22 protein-coding genes and 1 pseudogene are annotated in these 20,755 nt (G+C 40.8%); 22 read left to right on the plus strand and 1 reads right to left on the minus strand.

What is annotated here, in order from left to right; all coding sequences use genetic code 11:
* The 22 genes and pseudogenes from ACHCNF_RS15835 (at window position 1) to ACHCNF_RS15940 (ending at window position 19,401) form a co-directional block, all read left to right on the plus strand.
* A complete protein-coding gene (locus ACHCNF_RS15835) occupies window positions 1–855 on the plus strand; it encodes an NAD(+)/NADH kinase (protein WP_408070707.1) in 855 nt (284 codons plus the stop codon).
* Window positions 852–1,298 carry an arginine repressor gene (argR, locus tag ACHCNF_RS15840; RefSeq protein WP_408070708.1) on the plus strand — a complete coding sequence of 149 codons (447 nt, stop codon included), beginning with the start codon at window positions 852–854 and terminating at the stop codon, window positions 1,296–1,298. The genes ACHCNF_RS15835 and argR overlap by 4 nt, the downstream gene beginning before the upstream one ends.
* Before the next feature lie 57 nt (window positions 1,299–1,355).
* Window positions 1,356–3,065 (plus strand): DNA repair protein RecN, encoded by a 1,710-nt coding sequence (gene recN, locus ACHCNF_RS15845; RefSeq protein WP_408070709.1) that lies wholly within the window; start codon window positions 1,356–1,358, stop codon window positions 3,063–3,065.
* A 30-nt stretch (window positions 3,066–3,095) separates the two neighbouring features.
* On the plus strand, window positions 3,096–3,734 hold the full coding sequence (locus ACHCNF_RS15850; protein ID WP_408070710.1) for a DUF1836 domain-containing protein: 639 nt from the start codon (window positions 3,096–3,098) through the stop codon (window positions 3,732–3,734).
* Between the two features lie 56 nt (window positions 3,735–3,790).
* The gene (locus ACHCNF_RS15855; RefSeq protein WP_408070711.1) at window positions 3,791–6,247 is read left to right on the plus strand and encodes an ATP-dependent helicase; all 2,457 of its coding nucleotides are present in this window, start codon (window positions 3,791–3,793) and stop codon (window positions 6,245–6,247) included.
* A 97-nt stretch (window positions 6,248–6,344) separates the two neighbouring features.
* Window positions 6,345–6,611: a DUF4366 domain-containing protein gene (locus ACHCNF_RS15860; RefSeq protein WP_408070712.1), complete on the plus strand. Its 267-nt coding sequence runs from the start codon at window positions 6,345–6,347 to the stop codon at window positions 6,609–6,611.
* Complete coding sequence (gene rlmD, locus ACHCNF_RS15865) at window positions 6,608–8,014, plus strand: 23S rRNA (uracil(1939)-C(5))-methyltransferase RlmD (RefSeq protein WP_408070713.1); 1,407 nt, start codon at window positions 6,608–6,610, stop codon at window positions 8,012–8,014. Before ACHCNF_RS15860 ends, rlmD begins: the two co-directional genes overlap by 4 nt.
* Window positions 8,015–8,202: 188 nt before the next feature.
* The gene (locus ACHCNF_RS15870; protein ID WP_408070714.1) at window positions 8,203–9,234 is read left to right on the plus strand and encodes a recombinase family protein; all 1,032 of its coding nucleotides are present in this window, start codon (window positions 8,203–8,205) and stop codon (window positions 9,232–9,234) included.
* 117 nt (window positions 9,235–9,351) lie between these two features.
* Window positions 9,352–10,035, plus strand: a complete 684-nt coding sequence (locus ACHCNF_RS15875; RefSeq protein ID WP_408070715.1) for a helix-turn-helix domain-containing protein — start codon at window positions 9,352–9,354, stop codon at window positions 10,033–10,035.
* Between the two features lie 266 nt (window positions 10,036–10,301).
* Window positions 10,302–10,442 (plus strand): annotated as a pseudogene (locus ACHCNF_RS15880) (RNA 2'-phosphotransferase); the annotation flags it as partial.
* Window positions 10,443–10,605: 163 nt separating this feature from the next.
* A complete protein-coding gene (locus ACHCNF_RS15885) occupies window positions 10,606–10,755 on the plus strand; it encodes a hypothetical protein (RefSeq protein ID WP_408070716.1) in 150 nt (49 codons plus the stop codon).
* Between the two features lie 159 nt (window positions 10,756–10,914).
* Window positions 10,915–11,400 carry an RNA polymerase subunit sigma-70 gene (locus ACHCNF_RS15890; RefSeq protein ID WP_408070717.1) on the plus strand — a complete coding sequence of 162 codons (486 nt, stop codon included), beginning with the start codon at window positions 10,915–10,917 and terminating at the stop codon, window positions 11,398–11,400.
* 115 nt (window positions 11,401–11,515) lie between these two features.
* Window positions 11,516–11,908 carry a hypothetical protein gene (locus ACHCNF_RS15895; protein ID WP_408070718.1) on the plus strand — a complete coding sequence of 131 codons (393 nt, stop codon included), beginning with the start codon at window positions 11,516–11,518 and terminating at the stop codon, window positions 11,906–11,908.
* Complete coding sequence (locus ACHCNF_RS15900) at window positions 11,905–12,618, plus strand: metallophosphoesterase (protein WP_408070719.1); 714 nt, start codon at window positions 11,905–11,907, stop codon at window positions 12,616–12,618. Before ACHCNF_RS15895 ends, ACHCNF_RS15900 begins: the two co-directional genes overlap by 4 nt.
* Before the next feature lie 10 nt (window positions 12,619–12,628).
* Complete coding sequence (locus ACHCNF_RS15905) at window positions 12,629–13,162, plus strand: metallophosphoesterase (protein WP_408070720.1); 534 nt, start codon at window positions 12,629–12,631, stop codon at window positions 13,160–13,162.
* A 148-nt stretch (window positions 13,163–13,310) separates the two neighbouring features.
* Window positions 13,311–13,916, plus strand: coding sequence for a DUF6088 family protein (locus tag ACHCNF_RS15910; protein WP_408070721.1), 606 nt, complete (start codon window positions 13,311–13,313; stop codon window positions 13,914–13,916).
* Complete coding sequence (locus ACHCNF_RS15915) at window positions 13,913–14,728, plus strand: nucleotidyl transferase AbiEii/AbiGii toxin family protein (protein ID WP_408070722.1); 816 nt, start codon at window positions 13,913–13,915, stop codon at window positions 14,726–14,728. The genes ACHCNF_RS15910 and ACHCNF_RS15915 overlap by 4 nt, the downstream gene beginning before the upstream one ends.
* A gap of 581 nt (window positions 14,729–15,309) precedes the next feature.
* The gene (locus ACHCNF_RS15920) at window positions 15,310–16,101 is read left to right on the plus strand and encodes a hypothetical protein (protein WP_408070723.1); all 792 of its coding nucleotides are present in this window, start codon (window positions 15,310–15,312) and stop codon (window positions 16,099–16,101) included.
* A gap of 21 nt (window positions 16,102–16,122) precedes the next feature.
* Window positions 16,123–16,506 (plus strand): hypothetical protein, encoded by a 384-nt coding sequence (locus ACHCNF_RS15925; RefSeq protein WP_408070724.1) that lies wholly within the window; start codon window positions 16,123–16,125, stop codon window positions 16,504–16,506.
* 48 nt (window positions 16,507–16,554) lie between these two features.
* Window positions 16,555–16,728 (plus strand): hypothetical protein, encoded by a 174-nt coding sequence (locus tag ACHCNF_RS15930; RefSeq protein ID WP_408070725.1) that lies wholly within the window; start codon window positions 16,555–16,557, stop codon window positions 16,726–16,728.
* Between the two features lie 423 nt (window positions 16,729–17,151).
* On the plus strand, window positions 17,152–17,577 hold the full coding sequence (locus ACHCNF_RS15935) for a hypothetical protein (RefSeq protein WP_408070726.1): 426 nt from the start codon (window positions 17,152–17,154) through the stop codon (window positions 17,575–17,577).
* Window positions 17,578–17,631: 54 nt separating this feature from the next.
* Window positions 17,632–19,401, plus strand: coding sequence for an ABC transporter ATP-binding protein (locus tag ACHCNF_RS15940; RefSeq protein WP_408070727.1), 1,770 nt, complete (start codon window positions 17,632–17,634; stop codon window positions 19,399–19,401).
* Window positions 19,402–19,405: 4 nt separating this feature from the next.
* On the opposite strand, the gene ACHCNF_RS15945 is transcribed toward ACHCNF_RS15940, so the two are convergent.
* Window positions 19,406–20,563, minus strand: coding sequence for a PqqD family protein (locus ACHCNF_RS15945; RefSeq protein WP_408070728.1), 1,158 nt, complete (start codon window positions 20,561–20,563; stop codon window positions 19,406–19,408).
* Window positions 20,564–20,755: the final 192 nt, after the last annotated feature.

Raw genomic sequence — 20,755 nt, forward strand, 5'->3', positions numbered from 1 at the left:
ATGAAACGGTTTTTCATAATCGCTAATAAGAGCAAGGATCCTGACATGAAGGAAACCGCGAGAATTCGTGAATATCTCGAGCTACATGGTGCTACATGCGAGGTGGCTGAGATGGAACGTGCAGATGATTCCAACGGTAACCGTGAATATATTTGCAGGGTGCCGGAGGATTTTGAGTGCTGTATAGTACTTGGAGGCGACGGAACAATGCTCCAGGCTGCAAGAAATGTTCTTGGCAGGAATATTCCGATCATAGGAGTTAATCTTGGAACACTTGGATATATGACGGAGGTTGAACTTTCTGAGGCAGAAAATGCCATGGATAAGCTGCTTGCAGATGATTATGAGATTGAAGACCGTATGATGCTTCAGGGGATTCTGTGTCAGGGCGAGGAGCAGGGCGTAGTAAATTACGCGCTTAATGACATCGTAATAGCGAGGTGTTCATCACTTCAGGTTTTCAGTTTTAATGTATATGTAAATGATATGCCTCTTACCAGCTATCAGGCAGATGGAATAATACTATCATCGCCTACCGGCTCAACGGCATATAATATGTCAGCCGGTGGACCTATAGTTGATCCCAAGGCTCAGATATTATTACTCACACCTATCTGTGCGCATACTGCAAATGCAAGGACAATTCTTCTTTCTGAAAAGGATAAGGTTACCATAGAAATAGGTAAGGGCAGAGGAGACAGTGTACAGAGGCTTGAGGCTTCATTTGACGGCGGAAAGCGCGTTATCATGGAAAGTGGTGACAGGATAGATATATCCCGCGCTGAACAGACCACAAGGATACTTAAACTCAGTAGTGAGAGCTTTTTGAATATTTTAAGGAAAAAACTCGTATGAAGAAAAAAAGACAGAGTAAGCTTATTGAAATCATTCAGAATAACGTCATTGAGACACAGGAGCAGATTGCAGATATGCTTAATGCTGCAGGCTTCAAGGTCACGCAGGCAACTGTCTCAAGAGATATAAGGGAGCTTAGGCTCACCAAAAGGGCAACTCCCGATGGAAGACACAAATATGTGTATCTTCAGGACAGTACTTCTATGAATGACAAATATGCCGACGTATTAAGAGCCGGCTTTATAAGCATGGATAGTGCGCAGAATATTCTTGTGATACGCACGGTATCAGGAATGGCTATGGCAGTAGCTGCAGCTCTTGATGCACTTGAAATTGAAGATATAGTAGGTTGTATTGCAGGTGACGATACTATCATGGCGGCAATACGAACTACGGCAGATGTTCAGAAGGTTATAAATACACTGAACGAATTAATTGGTTGATCGAATATATTTCTTCCTTAGTATGCCCGAAGAAGCACGAAAGGAAAGAGGTAAAAAATGTTATACAGTCTACATGTAAAAAATCTGGCTCTTATAAATGAGCAGGAGGTTGAATTCAGAAATGGTCTCAACATTATGAGTGGTGAAACCGGCGCAGGTAAATCGGTAATAATCGGAAGCGTCAATCTGGCACTTGGTGCAAAGGCTGACAGCGGTATGATAAGAACCGGTGCTGAATATGCTCTTATAGAGCTGGCATTTGGTATTACGAATAAAAAGCAGCTGCAGGCTCTTAAGGAGCTTGATATACCTGTTGATGATGACGGCACACTGATTCTTCAGCGAAAAATCATGGAGGGAAGAAGCGTCTGCAAAGCTAATGGAGAAAATGTAAGCGCAAGGCAGCTTCGTGATCTTACCAACATACTTATAAACATACATGGTCAGAACGACCATCAGGAGCTCTTGCATAAAAAGAAGCATCTTGAAATTCTTGACGATTATGCAGGTGAAGAGCTTGTAAAGCTAAAGGAAAAATGTGAGGCTTCCTACAAAAACTGGAAAGATGTGCTCAAATGTCTTGAGGAAACTAACCTCGATGAGAGAGAAAGAGAGAGACAAAAGGATCTTGCAAGCTTTGAGTTCAATGAGATAAATGAAGCTGACCTCAGAGCCGGCGAGGATGATGAGCTGGAGACAAAATATAAGAGAATGGTCAACTCCAGAAAAATAGCTGAGGCAGCAGGAATAGCTGCTGAGGTTACCGGAGCCGGAGACTCTAATGACAGTGCTGCAGATGCCATAGGAAGGGCAGTAAGAGAACTTTCCTCTGTTAGCAGCTATGATGACAAGGCTGCTGAGCTCTTGGAACAGTTGTCTGATATCGATAATTTGTTATCGGATTTCAGACACTCAATAGCATCATATATTGATGAACTTGAATTTGACCCTGAGGATTTTCAGATTACTGAAGACAGACTTAATCTCATAAACCATTTAAAAGATAAATACGGTGGAAGCATTGAGGCTGTTTTGTCCTATCGCGATGAGAAGGAAGAGGAGCTGAAAAAGCTTGAGGATCTGGGGGCATACAGAGACAGGCTTCTTGCTGATGAAAAGAGACTTCACGAAGAGACTGTTTCCATATGTAAGAGCATATCAGAGCTTAGAAAGAAGAATGCTGATGCATTATCAAAGCTTCTAAAAAAGGCTCTTGAAGACCTGAACTTCATCGATGTCAGATTTGAGATAGAAGTAAGGCCTGATGAAGAGAAAATCACAGCAGGCGGTTTTGATGATGTGGAATTCATGATTTCCACTAACCCGGGAGAAAAAATACGACCTTTGGACCAGGTTGCCAGTGGCGGTGAGCTTTCAAGAATAATGCTTGCCATAAAGACGGTGGTGGCAGAGAAGGACGATATAGATACTCTCATTTTTGATGAAATAGATACCGGAATAAGCGGGCAGACTGCCTGGAAGGTTTCTGAAAAGCTGGGACTTCTTGCAAGAGGACACCAGATCATATGCATTACCCATCTGCCGCAGATAGCTGCCATGGCTGATAATCACTATGAGATAGCCAAGGGAACGCAGGATGAGGGCGGTCAGGAGAGAACTGTAACCAGGATACACAGACTATCGGATGATGACAGAGTATCCGAGCTGGCCAGAATGCTGGGAGGAGCTCAGATAACTGACTCTGTTTTGGAAAATGCCAGAGAGATGATGCATCAGGCAGATGAAGTAAAGGGCGGATTAAAATAATATTATTAGAACATATATCGGAGAAATATAATGACACTGGATTATGATGATCTGTTAAACAGCATAATGGCAAGTCTGGACAGAGCCAAGCAGGTTAAGGTAAGCGATATTCCAAACATTGACCTGTATATGGATCAGCTCCTGACCTTCATGGAGGATAGTCTCAAGAAATCCGTCAGACATCCTGGAGTAGATAAGATACTTACCAAGACCATGATCAATAATTATGCCAAAAATGATCTTTTGCCGCCGCCGATAAAAAAGAAATATTCTAAAGACCATATCATTCTTTTGATATTTATATATTACTATAAGAATATCTTATCCTTCAGTGATATACAGACACTGTTTGAGCCCCTTTACAAGCGGTTTGGGAATGATGATGCTGATATAAATCTAAAGGATATTTACACGACAATCTATGACGAGCAGGATGAGATAATAGCTCATCTAAAAAAGGATATTGAGGAAAAATATGAGAGTGCTCAGAATTCTTTTCCCAAAGCAAAGGGTGAGGATAGAAAAGAGCTTCAGATGCTCAATTTCATATCCTTGCTCGCATATGATGTTTTCATGAAAATGCTTCTCATCGAAAATATTATTGATCATGTCGAAGAGGAAAGAAATCCTGAGGGCTCCAGGAAGGATACAAAGCGAAGAAAAAAGTAAAAGTATCAGCAGTGCTGACAGATGAGGGGAATTATTCGAAAGGGAATTAGTTTTTAATGAGTATTTACGATACACTAAATAGCGAACAGAAAAAAGCGGTTCTGCAGACAGATGGTCCGGTGCTGATACTCGCAGGTGCAGGTTCGGGCAAGACCAGAGTGCTGACGCACAGAATCGCTTATTTAATTGACGAATGCGGTGTTAATCCGTGGAATATACTTGCCATAACCTTTACAAATAAGGCAGCAGGCGAGATGCGTGAGCGTGTTGATAAAATCGTCGGATTTGGTTCCGAGAGCATATGGGTTGCAACTTTTCATTCAACCTGTGTAAGAATCCTGAGAAGATATGCTGATAAACTGGGATATGATAACAACTTTACAATCTATGATACAGACGATTCAAAGTCCGTTTTAAAGGACATCTGTAAGAGATACCAGCTTGAGACCACGCAGCTTAAGCTACGGACAATACAATCAGCCATATCCCATGCAAAGGACAATTGTGTAGATGCACATGAGTATGCCCAGGCAGCCGGAACTGATTTCAGAAAACAGAAGATAGCCAAGGCTTATCTTGAATATGAGAATACATTAAAAAAGAATAATGCCATGGATTTTGATGATTTGCTGATCAATACAGTTAAGCTGTTCCAGAAGGAACCGGATATCCTTGGACAGTATCAGGAGCGCTTCCGCTATATCATGGTGGACGAGTATCAGGATACCAACAACGTTCAGTTTGAGTTTATAAGATTGCTTGCGGACAGATATAAGAATCTCTGTGTTGTAGGTGATGATGACCAGAGTATTTACAGATTCCGAGGCGCCAATATCAGGAACATACTTGATTTTGAAAAAGTGTATCCGGAGGCAACTGTAATAAAGCTTGAACAGAATTACAGATCAACCCAGTGCATATTGGATGCGGCAAATGCCGTCATAAAAAACAACTACGGACGTAAAGATAAGGCACTTTGGACAGACGAGGGAAAGGGCGAACTTGTTAAACTAAAGCAGGTTAATCAGGCACCTGAGGAGGCAGAATACATTGCTCAGGATATTTGTAAGCTAAAGAAAACGGGGAAGGCGGACTATAGGGATATCGCTGTTCTCTACAGGACAAATGCTCAGTCCCGACTTATAGAGGAGCGCTTTGTCTACGAGGGAATTCCATATGACCTTGTAGGCGGTGTGAACTTCTATGGAAGACGTGAGATCAAGGACCTGCTTGCATACCTTAAGACGATAGATTCAGGAGCAGATGATCTTGCTGCCAGAAGAATAATCAACGTTCCAAAGCGTGGAATCGGAGCTACCAGCATTTCACATGTTCAGGAGTACGCAGATACACATAATCTCAGCTTTTTGAAGGCATGCGCAGAGGCTGACATGATACCCGGACTTAATAAAAATGCGCAGGCAAAGATTAAGGCGTTTGCCGAGATGATCAGAGTTTTCAGAGCTTTTTCAAAGGAGTCGAGACTGGATCAGCTGCTTCAGCATGTTATTAGAGAAATCGGATTCATAGATTATCTCTATACACTTGATGAAGGCGATAATACCACTGAGGATAATGAGAGACAGCAAAACGTTGACGAGCTTATCTCCAAGATGACAGCCTATGAGGAAAAAGAGGATGAGCCTACGCTTACCGGTTTCCTTGAAGAGGTTGCGCTTGTAGCAGACATTGACAATGTGTCTGAGGATGATGACAAGGTTCTCTTGATGACACTTCATAGTGCCAAGGGTCTTGAGTTTGATCACGTTTATCTTGCAGGAATGGAGGAGAATGTATTTCCGAGTTATATGACACTTATGAGTGAGGATACAGACCCTGAGGGACTTGAGGAGGAGAGAAGACTTGCTTATGTTGGAATAACGAGAGCTAAGAAGCATCTTACTCTGACCTGTGCCAAGAGCAGAATGAACCGTGGCCAGATTGAGTACAATCGCATGAGCAGATTTGTGACAGAAATACCCGACAATCTTTTGGAAAAAGTCGGTTTTGCTGAGAGCTCATACCAGTTTGACGGTGGTGATGCAATAGATGATGACGACGATATAGATTTGGATACAGGGCGGATTTTCAAAAAGAAGATGGACTTTTCCAAGCCTGCATATGGAATGAATGCTCAGTCATCACCTCTAAAAAGAAGTGCTTACGGTGGAACTTCGGCAGCAGTTCAGCCTTCCTATGGAAGACCGGTTGCCAAGGCAGCTCCGCCTAAAAAGAGAGCAGTTCCAAAGGATAAACCTTTCATTGCAGGTGCTGCAAGTGCTCATAGCAAAGCAGCTCTTGGTAAGCCGGGACTTGCAGGACTGTCCAAGGGGGCGCCTACATCTGCAGGACTTGACTATGGTGTAGGGGACAGAGTGCTCCATGTGAAGTTTGGTGTTGGTACTGTAATTGACATCGTTAAGGAGCCCAGAGACTACAAGGTTACAATTAATTTTGACGAGTACGGACAGAAGATTATGTTTGCTGCTTTTGCTAAACTAAAAAAAGTATAAACTTTGGCAATTCGATAGATTGTGAACGATTAAAGGTATAGAATATATTTAGTGTAAATGTAACTACAAATAATTGCATCCAGGAAAGGGGTAAGTAATGGAAAAAAACAGACTTGAGGAACTTCTTGAAACAGTAAGGATCAATGAACTTTTAGAGAAGAAGGCGGCTGACAATGCCAAGAAACCTTCCAACATCATTTTATGGTGTCTTGCTGTGTTTGGTGCTGTTGCAGCTGTCGCTACAATTGCATTTTTAGTTTTCAATTACATGATGCCCGATTACGAGGATGATTTTGATTATGATGATGACGATTTCGACGATTTTGATGATGACGATTTCGTTGATCTGGATTTGGAGAAATGAAGAAAAAAGATATCGTAACGGGAAGAATAGTTCGCGTAGACTTCCCAAATAAAGGCATTATGGAGACACCGGATGGAAAGGTAGTCGTAAAGAATACCCTGCCCGGACAGAAGGTGTCATGTGTGATTATTAAAAACAGAAATGGCAGAGCAGAAGGCAGGCTCCTCGAGGTTCTCGAAGAGCCTATTGATGCTATAGATAGCCCCTGCATTCACTTCGGAAAATGCGGAGGCTGCAATTATCTTACCATGCCCTATGTCAAGGAGCTTGGACTCAAGGAGCAGCAGGTAAGAAATATTCTTAATCCGATTTTGGAAAAGCAGACTAAGAGTTACTCCTGGGAGGGAATAAAGACTAGTCCCGTAAAGTTTGCTTACAGAAACAAAATGGAGTTTACTTTTGGTGATGAGGAGATTGGTGGTCCCCTCACACTTGGCATGCATAAAAGAAACAGCATGCATGATATTGTAAGCGTTACAGGATGCAGGATTGTTGATGATGATTACAGCCAGATTCTGAGCGCTACCATTTCTTACTTTGGAAAATTGTATAAAGATGGAAAAATCTCTTTTTATCATAGAATGAAACAGACAGGCTATTTGAGACATCTTCTTGTCAGAAAGGCAGTGAAGACAGGCGATATTCTCATAGACCTGGTTACGACAACTCAGGAGGATCATGATCTTTCAGAGTACAGGGATACACTGCTAACTCTTGAGCTTTCAGGACATATAGTAGGAATTCTTCATACGGTTAATGATTCCAAGGCAGATGCTGTCATAGACGAAGGAACGACAATTCTTTATGGACAGGATTATTTCTATGAAGAACTTCTTGGATTGAAGTTCAGGATTACTCCCTTTTCATTCTTCCAGACGAACTCTCTTAGCGCCGAGGTACTTTATGGAACCGTAAGAGAATATATAGACGGTCTTTATGACAATACAAGCGAGGATCCGGGAGATAAGATCATATTCGATCTGTATTGCGGAACAGGTACTATAGCTCAGATCATTGCACCTATTGCTAACAAGGTTATAGGTGTTGAGATTGTAGAGGAAGCAGTGGCAGCAGCCAAAGAGAATGCTGCAAGAAATCACCTTCTTGACTGCGAGTTTATTGCAGGTGATGTATTAAAAGTTCTTGATGATATTGAAGATAAGCCTAATCTCATAATCCTTGATCCTCCGCGTGAAGGTATAAATCCCAAGGCTCTTAAGAAGATCATTGATTACAACGTTAAGCACATGATCTATGTCAGTTGTAAACCTACATCCCTGGCACGTGATCTCGAGATTCTTGCAGAGGGCGGATACTACGTCCAGAGAGCTGTTGCTGTGGATCAGTTTCCGTGGACGAATCATGTGGAGACGGTAGTATTGATGTCAAGGGTCAAGGAATAAAAGTACATAAAATGTCTTGAAATCAAGGGATTCCGATAATATTGCCAGAAGCGGCAGCGTTGCCGGAGTCCATTCTTTATGCCTAATGACAACAGTTGCCAACACTGAGTTTTCGGGGTGTGTAACAAGAGAACTGCTTTTTGCCCTTGGCGTAACAAGGGAACTACTATTTTTTGAGGGTTCGGAGGGTGTTTAACAAGGGAACTGTTGTCAGGATAAATATTGTAAAATTGCCCAGGTATCATTATAATAAAAAAGAAACTAAACGAGGCAAAAAAGGAGAATGTCATATGGATGACATTAAGAATGTCGTACGCATAGAGAAAACCCGTGTCATCAAAGACTACAGTGTCGGTATATATGCCCGGGTCAGTACAAACAGCAAAGAGCAGCTCGACAGCCTTGCCAATCAGATATCGGGACTTACACGTCTTGCGTCAGCACACCGGACATGGTTTGTGGCGGATATCTTTATTGATGTAGGTACGGCAAAGACGGGATCTACAAGAGAAGAATTCAACCGTATGATCAGGGAGTGCGAAAACGGACATATCGATATCGTTCTTACGAAGAGCATAAGTCGCTTCGGACGAGATACTGTCGAAACTTTGGAGGCAGTACGAAAGATCAAGGATGCCGGGAAAAGGATCATCTTTGAACGTGACAAGATCGATACTGAAACCGTGGACAGCGAATTGCTCCTGTCGATGATCGAAGTCTGTGAGCAAACGGAAAATGAGTGGCGCAGCGAGAATATCAGAATCGGTCTGAAGCAAAGAGCGGCCAACGGCACATCCGGTCTATATGACAGACCGTGCTATGGATATTACAAAGACAAAAACGGCATGCTTGCCATCGATGAGAAAACGGCGGAGGTCGTCCGGAACATCTTTGACTGGTATCTGGAAGGGGCAAGCGCGGTAGGCATCAAGAAGCAGCTTGAGAGCAAACAGATTAAAAGTCCCAAAGGGAAAGATACATGGAGCAAGCATACGATCGAATCCATCCTGACCAACATGAAATATACCGGGGATGTAGCAATCGCGGATTCCGGTGACTCTGGGAACCGGTATAAGCTTGGCAATCACCACACTGGAATCATCTCCAAGGAGAAATTTGAGGCGGTGCAGATCGAGCGGGCGATGCGCAGCAATATGGAGAGAACAGAAGAGGGCTGGAAACGCAGAAGTACGAAGTACAGTTCCAAACGTAAGAAATAACAGGAATTTAAGCAGGTAGACATCATTGTCCGGCGGCGAAATACGGCATTTCTCGCTTTGTGTCGTGTTAAAGGATGATGCTGGATCGTATCATGGCATAGAAAGGAGGTCGCCCATATGGATCAGATCAAGATAGGCTCTTTCCTGAAAGAACTGAGGAAAGAGAAAAATCTGACGCAGGAGAATCTGGCTGAAAAACTGAATGTCTCAAACAGAACAATATCACGATGGGAGACAGGAAGCAATATGCCTGATATCGGTATGCTGGTCGAGATCGCCGAGTTCTATGACGTAAGCATACCGGAAATCATCAATGGAGAAAGGAAAAGCGAGAACATGAACCAGAAAACAAAAGAAACTGCTGTGGCTATGGCGGAGTATAGCCGTAATGAATTAAAAACAGGAAAGCAGAGGATCATCGGCGCATTGCTGTCGGGGTTCGGCATCTTTGTTATCGTATCGGCATTATCGATATTTCCGAGTGAAAGCAGCTGGGGAAGTATCTACTCTGTGATCGGGAGCATTTTATTGATCACAGGCATCTATTTCTTAACGAGAAGAATTCTGGCGAGGAGAGTGCAGCGTATTATTTGCATAGCTGCCTGTGCCGTCATTTTATTCGGAATCTTCAGCGTCACCGACTATGTGGCCGTTAAACACTTCAACCAGGTGCCGCGATTCAGATATGAGACAGGATGGGATTCACGCAATCCGGATCAGTTGGTCTATAAGACACTGTTCTTTACCGCTGTCCGCAAGAACCCCGGAACGGAGAGTGAAGTGGTAGAAATTATAAAATAGCCCCGTCGAGATTAAAATGTGCGAGACAATAGAACTGCTAAAAAACACTGTAGATATGTGGGATTTGCACACGTGATGGACAAATTCACAGATAGCCCCCGTATCTCATGTTGAGACGGTGGTTCTGCTAACCAAGACAGAACAGAAGAATAGCTGAAAAAGGCTTAAATAATAAGGATTCCGGTAGAATGCCCATTAGTTGGGATGTTCTGCCGGAATCTTTTTTTGTTGTTTGATTAGTAGTCCTATAGTTGTTAGTTTACTCCATGCTTGAAGAGATTGTCCGTACTGATGAGAAACAGAGATACTCTTTCAATGAAGATAAAACGCTCATCAGAGCAAATCAGGGGAATTCTATTCCTGTGGATGTGGAGCTTGAGAAGATCGATCCTCCAAAGTACCTGTACTGCGATTCAGAATATGATCCTACTAAAGATGAGAAGATAATCAGAAAACTTAAGAAATACGGATTGTCGTTCCGTAAAACAGGAAGATGATGATATACTATAACAGTGCATGGCTGCTGATAGGGCTATGCACTGTTGTGTGTTTAGGGGGAATGAGGGAAAAATGGAGACAAAAGTTGAAGAACTGCTTCAGAAGCAATATTGGATAATAGATATTTTACCTGAGTGGGTTCCGGCAGACAGTCCGGGACAGTATTTTGAGATTGAGAATTCTGACATTTGGGGCAGGCGAAGAGGTTGCATATGGATGTAAGAAAGTACGAGTAGCATTGAAAGAAGCTAATTAGCAGATTCAATAGCATTTGCGACAAACCATTTATTATTAAGTCTTGACTATTCCTTCCTTATAAGTGATGTATGGTATACCGCTTCGGCGGACAAATACTATATGTTCAAATAAGGAGGTATCGCAATGAATGCAGAAATGGCACGTCAGATTACGGAGCTGCGACATAAGGGACTTGGGTATAAGTCCATAGCCATAGTTGTTGGAACTTCTCGTGAGAATGTCAGGTACTATAGTAAGACACATGGCCTTGATGGATATGCAGAGCAGGTAAAGATGCAATATAGGGAGCATCGCAATACCCCTGATAACTGCAAGTATTGTGGAAAGCATCTTGTCAGAAAGCCTCATTCCGGGAAAAAGCTCTTTTGTTCAGATGAGTGCAGGAGAAGGTGGTGGAAAGAGCATCCTGAGGCAGGTAATAAATCCGCTGGCGCTTATTACAATCAAGTCTGCGCCTATTGTGGCCGCTTCTTTTCATCATATGGGAAGAAGGGCCGGAAGTATTGCTGCCACGACTGCTATATCATTGATCGGTTCTGGTCGGACGGTGATAAGGACAGAGTAGTAGCCAAGAATCCTGATAGGAAGACAATAAAGATTGCGCTTTAAACAATAAACTGCCTGTTAATAAGAATAGATTCATGGAGGGTGTCAATATTAAATTGACACTCTCTTTTTGAATGGCTATAATTGTGTCATAAAAAAATTGGCACAGGAGGTAAATATGATAACCACTTTGGAAGATGCTCTGAAAAGGATCAGTGAACTGGAAGTGGAAAATGCTAATCTGAAAGCTGAGCTTGAGGAATACAGAGGTCGTAAGTTTGCTGGCAGACAGAAACATGATGCAGCTTGGACGCAGTCATATAATGACTTTGCTGTCAAATTTGAAAGTGGCATGACGATCATGGAGATTGTAGCAGAAGGCAAAATAAGCAGGAGAACTGCATATCGTTACAAGGCTTATTATGATGCTTTACGTCAGACTGAAGCCACGTTGGAGATTAGCAACCTCAGACTTGGTGATTCAGGAAAAAAGGAGCTTGGAAGGATGCTCAATGGTGAGGCGACTCGTGAGGAATTTCAGAAAGAACTTAAGGAGAAGTATAAGAAATGAAAGTTCTTGTAATACCTGATATCCATTTGAAAAGTTGGATTTTTGACAGAGCAGAAGAAATAATACGCAGTGGCAAAGCTGATAGAGCAGTTTGCTTAATGGATATTCCAGATGATTGGGATATGGAACTTGATATTGTGCGCTATAGAGACACATTTGACCGGGCTATTAGATTTGCAAAAGAGAATCCTGATACGCTGTGGTGTTATGGTAACCATGATGTGAGCTATCCGTGGGGCAAGCTCGAAACCGGTTATTCTCCGTATTCGGAGCGAACAGTTATATCCAAACTGGAGGAGCTGACTAATGTGCTGCCAGATCCTTCACAGATAGCTATTATCCATAGGATTGATAATGTCCTTTTTTGCCATGGTGGGCTGACAGAAGACTTTGTGAGCTACTTGAATGAAGAACTAATTGATGCTGATATAGATGAGATTTTATCTATTATAAATGATGCCTCATCTAAGTATCTATGGAATGATGATTCGCCGCTTTGGTTCAGACCACAGCACAGGAATGTTGACGCTTTTAGAAAAGAGACATATACACATGTTGTAGGGCATACTCCAGTTGATAAGATCTATGAGGAAAATGGATTTATCTCAACGGATGTATTTTCTACTTATCGAGACGGACGGCAAATCGGTGAATCTGCGATGGTAGTGATTGATTCGGTATCGAGGGAGTTTGAGAAGATAGAAGTGTAAAGGGGGGCCAATGATATATTTTACAAGTGATTTACATCTGGGGCATAAAGGCATCATAACCATGCAGAACAGACCTTTTGAATCTGTAGAAGATATGAACCGGATACTACTTACAAACTACAATGCAGTTGTCGGTAAGGATGATACTGTCTACATTCTAGGAGATATTTGCCACCATATGAGTGTCGATGAAGCCAACAGTGTTATAGCTAGAATGAAGGGCAAGAAATATCTGATAAATGGGAATCATGATAAAAAATATGATCCAGTATTATTTGAAGACATAAAAGATTTCATGACGGTTTCACTTAATGGAAGATATTTCGCACTTATGCATTATCCTATGCTGTCATGGCCCAAGAAAAACAGCGGAAGTATTCAGCTACATGGGCACATACATGCGAGAATGGATTATAACGAGCAGAACAGGAACGAAGGTGTGCTCAGGTATGATGTCGGAGTGGATGCAAATAACTTTTATCCTGTGTCGGTGAAACAGATCCTGGAGTTCTTTGGCAGTTGTTCGGAAATTCCGAATAACTGATTTGAAGTATGTTATGTTGTCACAATCTTTGCATAATAATTGTGACAGCTCGTCAGATAAGCTATACAATTTATCTGACGAAAATGGTGAGAAATCTTGCAAATTCGTCAGATAAACTATATAATTTATCTGACGAAAGGAATGTAAGATGAGAGAAAAATATCAGATTGAAATAGAAAAAAGAATAGAGAATTCCGGCTCTGGCTATGCTTTTTCGGCTATAGATTTTATTGATATTGCTGGAACAGATCCTACCAACAAGGCATTATCGAGGCTTGGTGAATCTGGAACAATCAGGCGGGTCATAAAGGGAATATATGACAAGCCGTCTTACAGTAAGTTATTAGGAGAGTATAGTGCTCCTAATATTGAGAAAGTAGCAGAAGCTATTGCCAGAAAACATAACTGGACTATTGCTCCTTCAGGAGAGACGGCTTTAAATTATCTGCATTTATCTACACAGGTACCTAATACCTGGAGTTATATAAGTGATGGCCCATATCGTAAATATGAAATTGGTTCGTATCAGGTTGAGTTTAAGCATTGTGCTAATAAGGAAATATCTGGTAAAAGTTTCATTACGATAGCTGTCATTCAGGCAATTAAGTATATAGGTAAAGATAAAATACAGCAGGAAGATACAGAAAGATTATCAAATGTGCTGTCGAAAGCGGATAAGGAAACTATACTTTGTGAGGCAATAACAACGACAGCGTGGATATATAAAGTAATAAAGGAGACATGTATTAGGTGAGAAATGTATCATTACTCAGTAAAGAGGACAGGGAGGTCCTTTTTTCTCGTACAGCAGAGAAAATGAAAATGCATCCTTCTATTGTTGAAAAGGATTTTTGGGTGTGTTTTATGCTGGACCATCTATTTCATGATTGTGTATATAAGGATGCGTTTGTATTTAAGGGAGGAACAAGTCTTTCAAAGTCCTACCATGTTATAGAGCGATTTTCCGAAGATATCGACCTGATATTGGATTGGAGAAAACTGACAGACAATACTAATCCTTGGGATGAGAGATCAAAGACAAAACAGGACCAGTATAACAAGGAAATAAATGCTCATGCGGCTTTATTCTATAGTGAAGAACTGGTTCCAACTTTAAATAAAGAATTAGCATTAAAACTTGGCAAGGAAGATTGGATGGAAGTTGATGCCAATGATCCTATGGTTGTGAATTTTAATTATCCAAGAGATTTTTCTATGGATTATTTAGTGCCTGTAGTCAGATTAGAGATAGGACCACTGGCTGAATGGATGCCATCTCATGTAACCGGAGTTGAGCCTTTTGTAGCAACAGAGTATCCGAATGCTTTTGAACAGAAAACAACAGATATTCTGACAATAGATGTTGAGCGAACCTTCTGGGAGAAACTTACAATACTTCATAAGATGGCTAATTTTCCGCAAGGAAAGGTTCTGCCTAGAAGATATGCAAGGCACTTATATGATGTTTATAGTATGGCAAATAGCTGGGTGAAAGAATCTGCCTTTGCTCGTAAGGAATTACTGCAGAAAGACGTTGTATGTGGAGACTGTTGTCTTGCTTACTAAGACAACCGCATAACCAAATCGATTTACTTATCTAAGATTATTCTAGTTACCACGGCTGGCCATCCAGCGCCAGCCGCGTTTCTGATTCACGTAGCAAATCAGTTTGCTGCGATCGAATATTTTTCAAGGAATATTTTTCGACTTTATCAGAATGAAAAAGGTTTAGTTTACTGTCTAAATCTATGTGTTCTAGTTTTCGACAGTAGAATTCTATGGTGTATTACGGTTGATTTTAATAGTCTTTTCAAATTGGATCGTAATGTTTGTGAGGCGGTTACGGCAGAAAAATGATATGTGTGGAAATCGACAGTAGGTAAAGAATGTTTACTACGTGCGGTATTTACATTTTGATGATACTGACCGTAATGAGATCCTTGGCACTACTGTCGATAAATACACTTTGGTAAGAGGCGGCCGTAATTGGTGTGCAATTACTACTGGCGGAATTGGATAAATATTTAGAAAGACCGTAACGGCCGGGATAATGTTACTGCTGAAAAAGTAGATAATGCCAAAAGAGACCGTAATGAGTGCTATAAAAGTAAAAAAAGAGAAAAAATAGCAAAGGAAATAATTAGTAGATGAATGGACTAAAAGAATTATTAGAAATAGAGAAGAACCGCTTGATAAGGATTAAATCTGTCTTAGATAACAGACTTATTGAAGTGCCTGAAGGGGCGCTAAGGATATCAACATCAAATAACTGTACACAATTCAAACAAAGCATAGAAGCGAAGAAGAAACTGATTTACATAAAGAAAGATGATAAGCAACTTGCCTATCGCCTCGCTCAAAAATCTTACGACCAGAAAGTTCAAAAACTTGTAGACAGGCGCTTAAAGCAGTTGGACAAGTTTACTGAAGAATATGAAGACAACGAGATAGAAAAAATCTATAACAAACTCCATCCTATAAGGAAAGCTTTGATACAGCCGGTAGAAATCCCATGGGAACAAAGACTTGCCGAATGGAAGAATACTCCGTATGTAGGAAAAGGGGTTACACCTGGCATGCCTGAAATCTACAGCAAGAAAGGGGAAAGAGTCCGCTCTAAATCTGAAAAGATAATAGCTGACATATTCTGTGATCTGGGTATCGAGTACAAATACGAATGTCCATTGAATCTTAAGGGAGTAGGAATTGTATATCCCGATTTCACAATTCTTAGGAAAAGAGATGGAAAAGAAATATACTGGGAGCATGATGGCAGAATGGATGATCCCAAATATGCAGAAAAAGCTGTAAGAAAGATCAACTCATATATTGCAAATGGCTATTTTCCAGGGGATAATTTAATAGTATCTTTTGAATCTTCAGGAAATGTGCTAAATGATAGGATTATTAAAGGCATGATTTCAAAGTATATTAGCTGACTAGTTGGACAAGGGGAAACAATGGCATCAAGTATTATACATCTGGCAGTTACTAACGAGCTTATAAAGCACCATGCCTTTAAGGATGAAAACAGACTAAAGTTTGGAACTATTCTTCCTGATGCAGGCAAAGGTAAAGCAGGTCATTTAAACAAGTATATTTGGGGACGCAATAAAAAGTCTTATGATTTCGAATTATTCAGAGATAAGTTCGAAGAGCTGATGAGGCAGGACGACTTATATCTTGGTTATTATCTTCACCTTGTTCAGGACATATGCTACAGGCACTTTGTATATGACAAGTACCGCTGGAATCCCATGATTCCGGGCAATGTTGAAAAGCTTCACAAGGATTATTCCATAATAAATTACTATGTTACTGAAAAATATGCCATAGCTATATAGACTCTTGGAAGTTTTGAGAGCAAGGCCGGCAGATTTGTCGGCAGCAAGATGTTCGGTTATGAAAAGCGCGACGGCCATTGTATCACGAACCTTGGAAGAGCAGAGAGCAACACTATAAGAGAGGGTGTATTCATTCCGCCGGCATCTCCCGTAAACAGGAAGGCGTGGGGCGTTCTGACGATAAACAATAAGATGAGGATTTGTTCAATACAGTCAAAGTAAATCAATGGAATATAACTTTAGTATAATGCTCCAAATCCAAAGAAGATGATGGCATTAGAAAATGGTAGTATTTGCCATTCTTTTCGGCGAACATAACGGTGCGCCTTGTATATGATGCCATTAGGATTTCTTATTATGCTGCCATTAGTTGGTTTTGCAGAGGAAACCGGCTTGCAGAGATCAGAGTAGCGCTGCAACATGTCGGTAAAGGTTTTGAACTCGTATGGTTCACAAATCGAAACCGTCGTGCTTTTAACAAAGACGACTGACAAGGAAATTTCTTAAGGAATAACAATCTTTCAATTTTGTTAGATTATCGATATTTAATTGTTATTTGTTAATAATTATTTTATAATTAATTTATAATTTCACTATCAAAAATGAAAATGGATGATATAAAATCTATTTTAATGGGGGTATATAATGAAGACTTATGAAGCTCCAAAGTTAATGGAACTTGGTATCGAATTTACGGCTGAAGGTGTTTTTGGCGGAAGTGGAACTCCTGTTCCGAATCCACCCAGCGCATGGCTTAATGATGATAACAACAATGGCGGATCTCATACAGACGTCAGAGTACACTTCCAGAATCCATTAAATGAGGTTTGTGAGAGATTCAGTATCTATATTGATTCAATAGTACCAATTAGGAGCTTTGGAAGTTCTGAGTATTCAATAACAAAAGAATCTGATACATCTTGGCGTATTGATGTTGATAGACATCTTAATGCTAACGAATGGACAGATTTCATGTTCCAAGTTGTTGTTGAAGGCGGTTCTATTCGTGAATCAGGTACAAGTGGTACAATGAGTGAACTTAGAATAAGAGATGTACGGCCTCTTAACTAATTATTAAAGATTTTTATGGAGCACCACATATTAACGTGGTGCTTTTTTTACGATATGGGGAAGATAAGATATTATTTCAACAAAATTAAGGAAGGAAAGCTAAAAGACAAGCTATTGATATTCAAGTGGATATATGGATATGCAATAAACCATATACCCGCTATTGTAATATACACTTTACTTGGCATGACCGGAATAATACTTGGCCTTTTTACAAGCCTTAATTCACGAGACCTGGTAGATATAATCACAGGACATCGCACAGGGGAACTTTTGCGCACATTTATAATCATGATTGTACTTACAGTAGTGAATACTTGTGTTTCGCAGATATCAAGTTACCTTTCCACCAAAATCAGTCTTAAGGTTAATAATGAGATAAAGGCGCAGATTTTTGAAGGAATATTACGAACGGATTGGCAATCCCTATCTAAATATCATTCCGGTGACCTTGTTATGAGATGCGGAAGTGACGCTTCCAATATTGCATCAGGAATTTTGACACTTGTACCAAACCTTATAATCTATATTTTCAGATTTGCATCCGCTTTATATATGGTTTGCATATACGATTGGACATTCGCTATTTTTGCGCTTGCCAGCATCCCGATAACACTGATCAGTTCGCGCTTTTCTATGAAGATGATGAGAAAGAGAGGAATGGGAACTATGTCAGCATCCGCTAGAATGAACGGTTTTCATCAGGAGACCTTCTCGAATATTCAGACAATAAAAGCTTTTGATATGCTGTCATATCACATAGACAGGCTAAAAGAAATACAAAAAGGATATTCAGAAGCTACGCTTAAGTACCAGAAGATATCAATGCTCAATACTTTTATACTGACATTTGTATCTATGCTTGTATCCTACTCTGCACAGGCATGGGGCGTATACAAGGTTTGGAGCGGAGCTATCACATACGGAACAATGACCATGTTTATAGGCCTTTCAAGTTCTCTTACAGGTTCAGTTTCTAATCTTATCAGTTTTGTACCAACGTCTCTTAGCTTGTTTAACTCAGCTGATCGAGTTAAAAGCATATTGGACCTTCCAAGAGATGATTATTCCAATGCCGAAGAGGTTGAAAGATTTGGGCAGGCGCATGCAGGTAAGGGAATAGGAGTAGAAGCCAGGAACGTGTCAGTTGCTTACGAAGGTGCAGAAAATGTCTTTTCCAAGGCTGAATTTAATGCTAATCCTCATGAGACAGTTGCATTTGTCGGACCTTCAGGCGAAGGAAAGACAACTATGCTAAGACTACTTCTTGCTATAATAAGGCCCGGTGAGGGACAGGTGCGTATAACGACCGGTGATGGGGAACTTGAAGATAGTCTCTATGCAACAGCTGCAACGAGAAGTCTTTTTGCATATGTTCCACAAGGAAATACAATGTTCTCGGGAACTATAGCTCAAAATATGAGAAATGTAAAAAAGGATGCAACGGATGACGAGATCATCAAAGCCCTGAAAATGGCTTGTGCGTGGGACTTTGTCAAGAAACTTCCTGAAGGCATAAACAGTGAGATGGGAGAGCACGGCAGTGGCTTTTCAGAGGGACAGGCCCAGAGGTTGTCTATTGCCAGAGCAATCCTTAGACAGTCGCCTATACTTCTTCTGGATGAAGCAACCTCTGCTCTTGATGTATGGACAGAAAAAGAGGTCCTTAAGAATATCATGGCAGATGAATATCCTAGGACCACTATTATTACTACACATAGACCTTCAGTATTAAAACAATGCGATAGAGTATATGCTATCAGAAATGGCAACTGTTGTAAGTTATCTGATGAGGAAATCAGCGAGATGGAAAGCATCGCCTGAATACTTAAGCTGTTGTACTATCGATTTGGGACTTTATGAATGCAGCTGCATCATCTGAGGTGTTGCAGCTGTAATTCCATACAGGATAGTCATCGCTAACTTCCTGCGCGAAGCGAATAACGCTTAAGGACATCTCACTATTCCACATCGGAGAGATGATTCGGTTCATAATAGCCAGAGCTTTGGCTTCCGGCTGCAAATGACTTACAAAATTCTTGGGATCCTGACGAAGCAGTACTATTCCTTTAAGCTCATAGTCTTTAGCATCATAGATTCCTGAAGTTCCACACCATGGCATGCCATACGCATATATTTTGCCATCATCACCTTTTCCCAATAGATTCAAATCGCCGTTGATCTGTCTTACGCCGTACAACCTATTCCAAAGCGCTGCATGTGTACTTTTGCCGATTCCGGATCCGGCAGAAAAGAGAAGAGCCTTGTGATCATACTCTACGGAAACCGAATGTATGGCAAATAAGTTATGGATTCTTGCCATATAAAGGAAAGCGTGACGAATAGCCCAGAATACTTCTTCCTTGGCATTATAAGTATCTTTAACAAAAACAGATACCTTCTGTCCGTCCGGTGATATATGAAGCTCGTCAACATGCTCCCATAACGGGAAAATAAGAATATATTTATCACACGTTTTTATGACGGATACCTCTTTATCACGAATGATCAGTTCACCGGATTTATGTATTACAGGTGCAATATGATAGACATAAATATTCTGGGTTTTATCAGCAGAGCAAGCGTATTCATCATCAGCAAAAGACATAAAGCTATCATCAAACAGTTCTTCCTTGCCGAACAGATTTACGCAGATACCGGCAATATTCATGCTGACATATTTCTTGAGTTTAAGCTTTTTATAAAAATCAGTATCTATAACCATTCCTGAATAACAAAGGGAATCCATAAAGCTTTGAATGGAACGCTTTGCGTCAGGGCGATCTGCCTCGTCTATCTCAAAGTGTTCATAGCAACTATCAAAGATTTCTTCAATTGTCAGATCTTTGGAGAGTAAATTCCAGATAAAAACACCGGTATCATTTAGAAATAAGCTTTTCTTCCTATCTGCTGCGCTTTGACCATGCGTTAGCAGACAAGGAGTGTCGCCAATATATTCAAGAGTAAAATCGTTATTTCTGATCATAGGTTCCTCACTCTTAAGAAAATAAGGTTTAATACGGAAAATACCAGCATATTATAGCATATTAAAATGGTCCCCGGAAAGTGGACACAGATTAGGCTGTCTTTGCTGATATAATGAGCAAAGGGGGGATCTGTATGAATCTGAACATCAATAGCCAGGCTCTGGTAACACCTGGCTTAATGACAGAACAAT

The organism is Butyrivibrio sp. NATIVEDY162 (genome assembly GCF_045999815.1).
GTDB lineage: Bacteria > Bacillota > Clostridia > Lachnospirales > Lachnospiraceae > Butyrivibrio.